Origin of the sequence: Streptomyces sp. NPDC058683 (assembly GCF_042716195.1) — a bacterium.
Classification (GTDB): Bacteria; Actinomycetota; Actinomycetes; order Streptomycetales; family Streptomycetaceae; genus Streptomyces.
In genome coordinates this window covers 1-3897 of sequence record NZ_JBHXSK010000124.1, presented here as the reverse complement: position 1 = coordinate 3897, position 3897 = coordinate 1, and the positions used below count along the sequence as shown (strand labels likewise).

At 68.2% G+C, this 3897-nt stretch carries 2 protein-coding genes; both read right to left on the bottom strand.

The window, feature by feature from the left end; all coding sequences use genetic code 11:
- The coding region (locus tag ACFWXC_RS52910; RefSeq protein ID WP_384491513.1) for a type I polyketide synthase at positions 1–2902 on the bottom strand (2902 nt) is incomplete at its 3' end.
- Between the two features lie 35 nt (positions 2903–2937).
- Positions 2938–3897, bottom strand: a 960-nt coding sequence (locus tag ACFWXC_RS52905; protein ID WP_384491511.1) for a KR domain-containing protein, incomplete at its 5' end; no start/stop codon positions are given.

The window sequence follows — 3897 nt, the reverse complement described above, 5'->3', positions numbered from 1 at the left end:
CCGTCCCGAACACGGCATGATCCCGCACCCACGACGCCGACTCCTGCGACAGACGCCCCGTGAACACCCACTCGTCCCGGTCCCCGACCGACACCACCGCACTCAACAACGGATGTTCCAGCCGGTCCAAACCAGCGGCCGTCGCATCGCCCTCACCCGTGCCGGGCGCCAGCCAGTACCGCTCCCGCTGGAACGCATACGTCGGCAGGGGGACGCGCCGGGCGCCCGTGCCCGCGTAGAACGCCGACCAATCCACCGACACACCCGCCAGATGCGCCTGCGCGAGAAACGCGGCGAACGTCTCCCCCTCCGACTTACGGGCGCGCAAGGCCGACGCGAACACCGCACCGTCCCCGTCCACCGCCTGCCGCGCCAACGCCGTCAGAACCGCCTCCGGCCCCAACTCCAAGAACCGGGTGACACCCTCGGCCTGGAGGGTACGAACCCCGTCCGTGAACCGCACCGCCTGCCGGACGTGATCCACCCAGTAACCCGGGTCAGCCAACTCCGCCGACACCAGAGCACCGGTCACGTTCGACACCACAGGGATCCGGGGAGCGCTGAACGTCAGTCCCTCGGCGACGGCACGGAACTCCGCCAGCATCGGCTCCATCCGATGCGAATGAAACGCATGACTGACTCGCAGCCGGCTCGTCTTACGATCCCGCCACCGCGGCAGCCACTCATCCAGCGCATCCAGATCACCGGAGACCACGACCGAGCGAGGCCCGTTGACCGCCGCGATCGCCAGCCGGTCCTCGAACCCGGCCAGCTCCCCGGCCACCTCTTCCTCCGTCGCCTGCACCGCGGCCATCCCACCACCGGCAGGCAATGCACCCATCAACCGGCCACGCGCCACCACCAGCGCACACGCATCCGCCAGCGACAGCACTCCCGCCACATGGGCGGCCACCAGCTCACCGACGGAGTGCCCGATCAGATAGTCCGGGCGCACTCCGAGGGACTCGACCAGCCGGAACAGTGCCACCTCGACCGCGAACAACGCCGCCTGCGTGAACTCCGTCGCATTCAACAGACCCGCATCCGCAGAGCCGTCCTCGGCAGCCAGCAAGTCCCGAAGCGAACGACCCAGCCGTGGATCCAGCTCCGCACACACCTCATCCAACGCCCGCGCGAACTGCGGGTAGACGGCGGCGAGTTCCACACCCATCCGCGCCCGCTGCGCCCCCTGACCCGTAAACAAAAACGCCGTACGACCCGCACCCACACGCCCTTCCAACACCCCAGCCGCGGCCCCACCACCAACCAAAGCCGCAAGCCCCGCCAGCAACCCCTCCCGATCCGACGCCACCACCGCAGCCCGCTGCTCCAACTGCGCCCTCGTCACCACCGACGAGAAAGCAACATCGAGGAGACCGAGGTCGCGGTGGTCCTGGAGGTGGGTGTGCAGCCGTTCGGCCTGCTCCCGCAACGCCGCCTCGCCCTTACCCGACACCACCACCGGCACCGGTACAGACGCGGCGGGCGGCGCGGACAGCGGACGCTCCGTCGGCTCCTCCGCATGAGCGGCCGGAGCCTCCTCAATGATCACGTGGGCGTTCGTACCGCTGATCCCGAACGACGACACCCCAGCACGCCGCAGCCGCTCACCCGCAGGCCACTCCTCCGCCTCCGTCAGGAGCCGGATCTGCCCGGCCTCCCAGTCGACATGCGGCGAGGGAGCGTCCACGTGCAGCGTCGACGGCAGTCGACCATGCCGCATCGCCATGACCATCTTGATCACACCGGCGACACCAGCCGCAGCCGACGTATGCCCGATGTTCGACTTGATGGACCCGAGCCGCAGCGGATCGTTGCCGGCCCGCTCCTGCCCATACGTCGCCAACAACGCCTGAGCCTCGATCGGGTCACCCAGCTTTGTGCCCGTGCCATGACCCTCCACGGCATCGACATCGGCAGGGCTCAAACCGGCGTTCGCCAACGCCTGCCGAATCACCCGCTCCTGCGAAGGACCATTCGGCGCCGTCAGACCATTACTCGCACCGTCCTGATTCACCGCACTACCACGCACGACGGCCAGCACGCGGTGGCCATTCCGCCGCGCATCCGACAACCGCTCCAGCACGACCAGACCAAGACCATCCGAGAAACCCGTGCCATCCGCAGCCGCCGCATACGACTTACAACGCCCGTCCGACGCAAGACCCCGCTGACGACTGAACTCGGTGAGAAGGAACGGATCCGACATGATCGTCACGCCGCCGGCCAGCGCGAGGGAACACTCCCCGGAACGAAGCGCCTGCGAGGCCAAGTGCAGGGCAACCAGGGACGACGAGCACGCCGTGTCCACCGTGACAGCGGGGCCTTCCAGGCCGAGGCTGTAGGCGACCCGGCCGGAGAGGACACTGGTCGTCGTACCCGTCAGCCGGAAGCCTTCCAGTTCCGGTGGCATCTGGCCGCCGTAGTCCGAGGCCAAGGCACCGCAGAAGACACCCGTGTCCGAGCCGCGCAGCGAGGTGGGGGCGATACCCGCATCCTCGAACGCCTCCCACGCCGCCTCCAACATCAACCGCTGCTGCGGATCAATCGCCAACGCCTCACGCGGACTGATCCCGAAGAACCCCGCGTCAAAGTCCCCGACACCCTCGACGAAGCCGCCGCCGCTGGCATAGACACTGCCGACCTGATCCGGATCAGGGTTATAGAGACGCTCTAGATTCCACCCACGGTCACCCGGCAGACCGGACACCGCATCGCGCTTCTCGGCGACCAACTGCCACAACTCGGCGGGCGACGACACACCACCGGGGTAACGGCAGCTCATCCCCACGATCGCCAAGGGCTCGAGATCGCGCTGCTCCAGCTCGCGCAAGCGACGGTTGGCCGTGCGCAGCTCCCCGGTCACCTTCTTCAGATACACACGGAGCTTGTGCTCGTCCATCGCCGCGGCGCCCCGCTGATCCCCCGTGCCCTGGGTCACGTTCCCAGCTCCTTGTCGATCAACTCGAACATCTCTTCGTCAGAGACCCCGTCGAGGAAGTCATCGGGGTCTTCGTCCAGGACATCGCTCTGGCCCGACGGTCCGCCGAGGACGGACCACAGTCGATTACTGAAGGCGCGCAGCCGGGGTTCGAACTCGGCCAGTTGCCGCTCGTCACCCGCCACTTGGGTCAGCAGGGCCTCGATCTGTTGCAGCCCTTCTTCGAGAGGCGAGCGGCCCCTCTCCACGGGCCCGCCGACCTCCGCCAGAAGCAAGGTCGAAACCCCGTCCGGAGTCGGGTGGTCGAAGATGAGCGTCGACGGCAGCCGCATGCCGGTTGCCTGCGTGAGCCGGTTCCGCAGCTCGACTGCCGCCAGAGAGTCGAATCCGAGGGCCTTGAACGTCTGTTCCGGGTCGATCGCGGCGGCCGAGGCATGCCCCAACACCGCTGCGACCTGGGCCTGTACAAGCTCAAGCACAGCACGCTGACGATCGGCTTCGGGTACGGCGGCCAGCCGCTGGGCAAGTGATCCGCTCACGCTCTGCGTACGACGGGCCGGCGTACGCACCAGTCCACTCAGCAACGCCGGAAGCATCCCCGCGCGCGCCTGCGCCCGCAACGCACCCTGGTCCAACCGCACCGGCACCAGCAGACCCGCATCCTGCCGCCCGGCCGCGTCGAACAACTCCACGCCCAGCTCACTCGACAGCGCGCCGATCCCCATCCGCGCCCACCGGGCCACACTGCCCTCATCCAACGTCCCGGCCATACTCCGCTCCTCAGCCCACAACCCCCACGCCAGCGAAGTCGCCGGCAGACCAGCAGCACGACGCTGCGCAGCCAGCGCATCGAGCACGGCGTTGGCCGCGGCGTAGTTGCCCTGGCCAGGGCTGCCGATCAGGGCAGCGACGGAGGAGAACAGCACGAACGCCGACAACTCCATGTCCGCAGTCAG